This is a genomic window from Streptococcus sanguinis (assembly GCF_003943655.1).
Classification (GTDB): domain Bacteria; phylum Bacillota; class Bacilli; order Lactobacillales; family Streptococcaceae; genus Streptococcus; species Streptococcus sanguinis_F.
This window is the reverse complement of the sequence record NZ_RJMM01000044.1, coordinates 1-6200: the sequence shown is the minus strand read 5'-3', so window position 1 is coordinate 6200 and position 6200 is coordinate 1. Positions and strand designations below refer to the sequence as shown.

Sequence of the window (6200 nt, the reverse complement as noted above, 5' to 3'; positions counted from 1 at the left end):
ATATATATAACTATAATTATATAAATTTTTTTGAAAAATGGACATAAAATACTTTGTAGTCTATTTTTTAAACAAAAGAAAAAATAAACCATAGAAAAATCCTTATAAATTAAATAAATCTGGGAATATTTCAAATTCTACTTTGATATTTAATATTTTAGAAATGCTATTATTATGAAGTTTTTAAGAGTTTTTCTCTTTGGATATAAAGAAAAAAGATTCACTAACGAATCTTTTCCCTTTTATTTTAGTATCTAAGAAACCCAAATTCTTAAATTTTAGCCTTCAGACTTTTTCTTCCGCTTCTCTAAGCCCAGCAGTCCCAAACCTGATACTCCCGCAAGTAAGCTTGCAGCCAAGTATGAGGTTTCTTCTGTACCTGTCTTAGGAAGAGCTTTTGCACTCTCGCTCTTAGAAAGAGACGGTGGTGCAGGTGTAATCGTCCGCTCTGGCTGAACAGGAGCTTCTGTCACAGTCGGAACATAGACTGCTGAAATCGTCTGACCATTGCGGTCTTTGCGAATCACTGTTACACCATCAGCTTGACCAACAAAGCCCGTTTCCGGTACAAAGGTCACAGTGCCATCTGGCGCAATCGTGTAGGTACCTTGACCTGGAACAACCTTTTCGGTGCTGCCATCCTCGAAAGTTGGCGGAACAGTTGGATCCACATCTCCTTCAAAGATAGGTTTACCAGTCTGAGGCTGACCTTTAGAACCCGTGCTGCTGGTATCTTCTGTATCAGTACTTCCCAAAACAGTTGGGGTATAGGTAGCTGTAACGGCATTGCCATAAATATCTGAACGCTTCACGACAACTCCGCGAGCAGTTCCGACAAAGTCTGCTTCCGGTACGAAGGTCACTTCCCCTAGCATATTGAAACGATAAGTTCCTTCTACTGGGACAACCTTTTCGGTGCTGCCATCCGCAAAGGTCGGTGCTACTGCCTGGTCAATCGCCCCTTCAAAGGCTGGCGTGCCGGTTTGAGCTTGGCCTTTGCGACCGCTGGACACACTGTCCTGACTGGTTGATGGTGCAACCACNGTCGGAACATAGCGAGCCGTCACTGANGTNCCNTTCTTATCACGACGNACAAGAGTCACACCGCTTCCCTGACCAAGGAAATCAGCTTNTGGAGTGAANGTGACTGTNCCNTCTGGTGNGATAGTNTANGTTCCCTNACCNGGAANNGTCTTTTCCTTGCTTCCNTCTTCNAAGNTTGGTGNAATCGTCTCATCAATTGGCACCAATGGATCACCTGCTTCGAAGACAGGTNTNCNNGTTTGAACATGACCCTTGATATTNGTAGATGTNGNATCTTTACCAGTNGGANTTACCTTAGTATACTCTGGACTGTATGTCGCTATCACTGGTGTACCGTTCTTATCTACTCGCTTCACAGTGATTGGATCTGGTTTACCCACAAATTGCTTGTCTGGAGTGAAAGTCACTGCCCCATCTGGAGTGATGGTATATGTTCCTTGACCTGGAATAGTCTTCTTCTTGCTTCCATCTTCGAAGCTTGGCTCAACGGTTTCATCGATTGGAACCAATGGATCGCCACCCGCAAAGGTTGGGGTGCCGGTTTGTGGAACACCCTGAGGACCTGTGCTAGTCGCATTGGAACCTGTAGGAATCACTTTCGTGAACTCTGGACTGTAAGTGGCAGTCACTGGTGTACCGTTCTTATCAACACGTTTCACAGTAACTGAATCTGGCTTGCCTACGAATTGCTTCTCAGGAGTGAAAGTCACTGCCCCATCTGGAGAGATAGTGTAAGTTCCTTGGCCTGGAATGTTCTTCTCTTTACTTCCATCTTCAAAGGTAGGCTCTACTGTTTCATCAATTGGAACAAGTGGATTACCACCTGTGAAGGTTGGGGTACCCGTTTGAGGAAGACCTTGAGGACCTGTGCTAGTCGCATTAGTGCCCGTTGGAGTTACCTTAGTAAACTCTGGACTGTAGGTCGCTGTCACTGGTGTGCCGTTCTTGTCAACACGTTTCACAATTACTGAATCTGGCTTACCTACAAATTGCTTGTCTGGCGTGAAAGTCACTGCGCCATCCGGAGTGATGGTATATGCTCCTTGACCTGGAATGGTCTTCTCTTTACTTCCATCTGCGAAGGTCGGCTCGACTGTGTCATCAATTGGAACCAGGGGATCGCCACCTTGGAAGCTTGGGCTACCAGTTTGAGGCACACCCTGAGGACCTGTGCTGGTTGCTGTGGTGCCGGTTGGAGTTACCTTAGTAAACTCTGGACTGTAGGTAGCAGTGACTGGAGTGCCGTTCTTATCAACACGTTTCACAGTAACTGGATCTGGCTTCCCTACAAACTGCTTGTCTGGTGTGAAGGTCACTTTACCATCTGGGGCAATCGTGTAAGTGCCTTGACCTGGAATCATTTTTTCCTTGTTGCCGTCTGCGAAGGTAGGCTCGACTGTGTCATCAATCGGAACTAGTGGGTCACCGCCTGCAAAGATTGGGGTACCAGTTTGTGGAACACCTTGAGGGCCAGTGCTAGTTGCGTTAGTGCTGGTTGGCGTTACTTTAGTCACAGTTGGCGTGTAAGTTGCGGTTACTTCAGTTCCATTCTTATCAACACGTTTTACTGTGACAGGCGTTGGTGTGCCAACATACTGTTTCTCAGGTGTAAAAGTGATAGAACCATCTGAGTTAATAGTGTATACCCCCACTCCCTGAACAGTCTTCTTAGGCTGACCATCTTCAAATGTCATTGGAGAATCCATATCAATTGGAACAGCAGAGTCCCCAGGAGTGAAAGTAGGTGTACCTGATTGTGGTAGACCTTGAAGACCAGTGCTAGTCGCATCGGTGCTAGTTGGGATTACTTGAATCACTGTAGGTTGGTAAACTGCTTCTGCTGTAGATCCGTTCTTGTCCCTTACACGAAGATGCGCAGGAGTTGGCGTCCCATGAAAATCAGGTGCAGGTTGGAAACTAATATCTCCATTAGCTTGAATAGTGTAAGTTCCTTGTAGCTTGCCACTTGCATCATGAACAGACAGACTATTAGCTTGTTGAATTTGCCCATTAACTACAAATTGTGGTCCCTCTGGCGCTAAAGGCACAGTAGCAGTCTGTCCATTAATACTTGCTTGACCTGGAGTAAAGTTTAGGTGACTCGTTTGAAGTTTCCCTTGAAGACCAGTAGTCTGTGTATCTTGACCAGTTGGGGTTGCGGCCTTAACTTCAGCTTGATAAGCAGCGGTTACTTCTGTCCCGTTCATATCAACACGTTTAACAGATTCTGCACTTGGACGGCCAGTGTAGCTAGGAACCGGTTGGAAGGTTACGCGACCTGCGTTATCAACCATATAAGTTCCAACATTCGGAACAACCTTAGTTGTTTGACCGTTATCAAAAGTTGGAGCAACTGCCTCATTAATTGGCACACGATTATCACCTGGCGTAAAGATCAAATTACCCGATTGTTCAGCACCTTGAATACCCTCAGAGCTTGCTCCTTGTGCTGTTGGAACAAGACGCGTTACTGTTGGTTGATAGGTTGCACGGTGCTCTGTTCCATCGGTATCATGCAATTGTAGGTTAACAGGGTCAACTGTCCCCACAAATGACTTATTCGGAGTGAAAGTCACACGACCAGTAGCTGGATCTAACTCAAAAGTTCCCACTTCTTGGCCTTGCGAGGTTGCCTTAGCGCTTGTTCCAACAATACGATTGCCATCAGCATCCAAGAAAAAGACAGGATTCGTTGCAGATGGTTGAACAGGTGTCTTAGCAGGATTGCCATCATTAAAGACAATATTCTGCACTTGAGGCAAACCTTGTGCATCCGTCGAACGATGTTCCGTGAAATTCAAAACAGTCGGAATATAGCGAGCATCCATATTATTCAACTTATCATTGATAACAGGTTCTCCATTATTCTTCGCAATCCAATCTGTACTTGCACTATTAGTATCGACACGGCGGATATTAATTCCTTGAGTAGTACCGATAAAGCCAGTGCTAGGTTCAAATATCACATCCACATTTGCACCCTTGGCTGTTACTTTATATCGTCCCTCAGCAGTACTGTACCAACCGTCTCCATCTGCTGTTAATGTATGGCCAGCATTATCCAAAACGACAGGTGCTACAGTTGTATCAATAGCCGCTTTCTTGCTTTCATCATTTTGATCAATACCTTGAGGTGTAAACTGAAGAGTCGCGGTCTGTCGCTGGCCGATTATTCCCGTACTTTCCTTCTTTTCTCCCTTTGGCGGATAGGTCAAGATGACTTCTAAATCCTCTACTTCACCACTAAAGGCTGTTCCCGTAGGTTTTTCAATATCTCCCTTATTCAGGGCGATGCGGACCCGCATTCCCAGCTTGCTAACTGCAGGATTGGTCATCGCTGGATTATTCTTAAAATTAACAGTATAGTCACCAGCCGTTGTTACTTCAGTAAATTCGCTGGCCTCATTTTCATCAAAAACGCCATTTTGATTGAAATCAATCCAAGCACGGACATAGGCCTTGCTATTGCCATTGGCAGAGGCTTGCAGGCGAACTGAGTAGTCACCATTTTGAAGACGATTAACTCGGAAGAGGTTATTTGTCTTACCAGTCAAATCTGAAGGCAAGAGCTGATCAACCCCTTCGTCTGCGTGATCAGTATCGTCATCATGTCTCCAGTCATTACCCGAAGTAGTATCAATATCAGCTTCAACTCGACCCAAGAATGGCTGAGGAGTTCTTGCACCTGTATTGGCATCATAACCAGAAATAGCATGAACAGCATTTCCATAAGAAGCTGGTGCATCCCCCTCGTCAACTACCATAAAACCAATCATAGCAGCTTGCTGACCAGAAGAAGCAATATAAATCCCAACTTCTGAAGCGCCACGTGTCATCACAATCGGAACTGTGTGATCTTTAGAAGTATTAGGACCAAAGACCTGGGAGCCTAAGCCTCCTGTTTTTTGATCTGGATTAGTAAAAGCAGTCCAGTCGATTACAGGTATAGTCGCATTATCTCCTATATATTGACCATATCTGTTAGGGTTCATTGGGTCATAAGTTTCGGTAATTACAGACCCATCTGGCCGAACACGTTTCCATTCTGCCAAGTGTTCCCATCCTTGGCCATTGGTCGTGAAGATAGCATACTCCCCTGGGTTGGCTTCTTCTCCATCAGACATGATAACGGTTGCTTTTACAGGTTTCCCAAGGTAAGTCGCTTCTACCTTGAATTTTATTCCATAACTAGCACCATTTTTAGGGACTAGTAATTGAGTCTTTCGACCATTGGTATTAATCCCTTGGTCTCGGACGGCTGTCCATTGATTCTGTTCCGAACCTATAATTTTTGGTCTAGCCGAATCTCCTTCGGCTTCTTGCTTTTTATAGTCTTCGTTTACATATCTGAACCAAGTGTTTTTCGCATTCGGATCATAGCTGTTTTCATACGCAGTACCCTTGACGCGGTCACGATAAATCTCTGTTGAGTGGAAGGGTTTTAATTCCGTCACTGTCAGTTTGATACGATAGCCTGGAGAAATTTCTTTCTCATAGACAGTCCCAACTTTAAAGGAATCATCCGTATCTAAGTTACTGATGGCGCTTCTATCACCGAGATCCAGCCAGTTGATCTGCTTCATCAAGTCTGTCGGGTTCTTTTTTTCAGAATCAGCCAAAGTAGGCTTCTCAATGGTGTTGTTAGGATCACCATCTCGCAGACCAGTAGGTGCTGCATCCCGTCTTACCCGACGAGAGCGACTAGGCTGAGGAGTCTCTGTAGTTCCTGCCGGTTGAGCAGGAACTGATTGGCTGTTTTCCTCAGACTTAACTTCTGCAGGAACAACAGCTGGTGCAGAGGTAGTTTCTGTAGCCGGCTGCTCACTTGTTGACTTGCCATCTGAATCAGGCCTTGTAGTCGTTACAGCAGATGCATCTTCTGCCTGAGCTGAAATAGTGGCAGGATTACTTTCCTCAGCTGGTGAATTTAGCGGCTCTGCAGTATTTACTGAGGAATCAGCTATACCTATTTCAGAAACCTCGTTTTGAGTCCCAGAAGAAACAGTCTCATCAGCGCTAACCTGCGCAGCTGCTCCCAAAAGAAGCAAGGTCGATAAGAGCACAGAACAAACACCGACGTTTAGTTTTCGAATCGAAAACTTACGCAGGTGTGGATTAAACAAATCTTTTCCCATAATAATCTCCTAAATAATCAT

The 6200-nt window shown here is 45.1% G+C and carries 1 protein-coding gene; it reads right to left on the bottom strand.

Going from position 1 to position 6200, the window contains the following annotated elements:
• Window positions 1-278: 278 nt before the first annotated feature.
• Window positions 279-6179, bottom strand: a complete 5901-nt coding sequence (locus D8886_RS11370; RefSeq protein ID WP_125435754.1) for a CshA/CshB family fibrillar adhesin-related protein — start codon at window positions 6177-6179, stop codon at window positions 279-281.
• Between the last annotated feature and the right edge of the window lie 21 nt (window positions 6180-6200).